The organism is Burkholderia sp. MSMB1498, from assembly GCF_001526245.1.
Lineage (GTDB): Bacteria > Pseudomonadota > Gammaproteobacteria > Burkholderiales > Burkholderiaceae > Burkholderia > Burkholderia savannae.
The window spans coordinates 1-830 of the sequence record NZ_LOYJ01000048.1 but is presented as its reverse complement, the minus strand read 5'-3'; the positions used below and the strand labels follow the sequence as shown (position 1 = coordinate 830).

Here is an 830-nt window from a genome sequence, read left to right as displayed (position 1 = left end):
TTTCCGGTTGAACGTCGCTCAGGATCGCTGCCTGTTCCAAGGCTTTGGCCAGCGTGTGTCCGTCGTACGGATTGCCCGGCATCGAGTTGCCGCTCGACGTCCCGCATCACACGCCCCACGCGCGAACGCAAAGTCCGCAGCGCCTTCCTCATCCGCTTGTACTGCTTCGCATGCGCGTAGCGGCCAATCTGGCTCGCCAGACGAGGCGCTTCGCGGTTGTAGTTCTGCCGCAGCTTCAGCCCGTGCCGAGCGGCGGCCTTCACCAGATGTTCCCGGCAGCGTTCCAGCAGGCGCGAATCGCTCGGATGGGCAATCGCCTTCTCCATCACCGTTGTGTCAACGATCACTCGCTTCAGGCTCGCGCTCTTGATGACGCTGGCCCGTTTGGCCGCTTCGATCGTCTCGGCCAACAGTTCTTCAACACCGGCCTCACCCAGGCGCTTCCTCCAGCGCGTCAGGCTCGATGGATCGATCGGCGGCTTCGTCTGCAAGTACGTCTCGCCCGTGAACACCTGCCAATACAGGTTCTCCAGCCATTGCCAGACCACGTCTTCGTCTGACAGGTCGAATGCGTGCTGCAAGTACAGCAGCCCCGCAACCAGGCGCGGCGAGGTCGCCGGCCGGCCCCGGTTCGAAACGAAGCTCACACTCATCATCGTGCTCAACCGATCCCAATCGATCCCAATCGATCAGCTCGGCTAACCGCACCAGCGGATGCTTCAGGTTGATCTGCTCGCGCAGCGGTTGGCGGAAGAAATCTCCCTCCGTCACCGGCGTCTTCGGCCCCATCCAGACCTCGTCAGAATTTGCAGGAAACACGCGTCAATATG

At 61.9% G+C, this 830-nt stretch carries 1 pseudogene; it reads right to left on the bottom strand.

What is annotated here, in order from left to right:
* A pseudogene (locus WS91_RS08685) lies at positions 1-789 on the bottom strand (IS5 family transposase); the annotation flags it as partial.
* Positions 790-830: the final 41 nt, after the last annotated feature.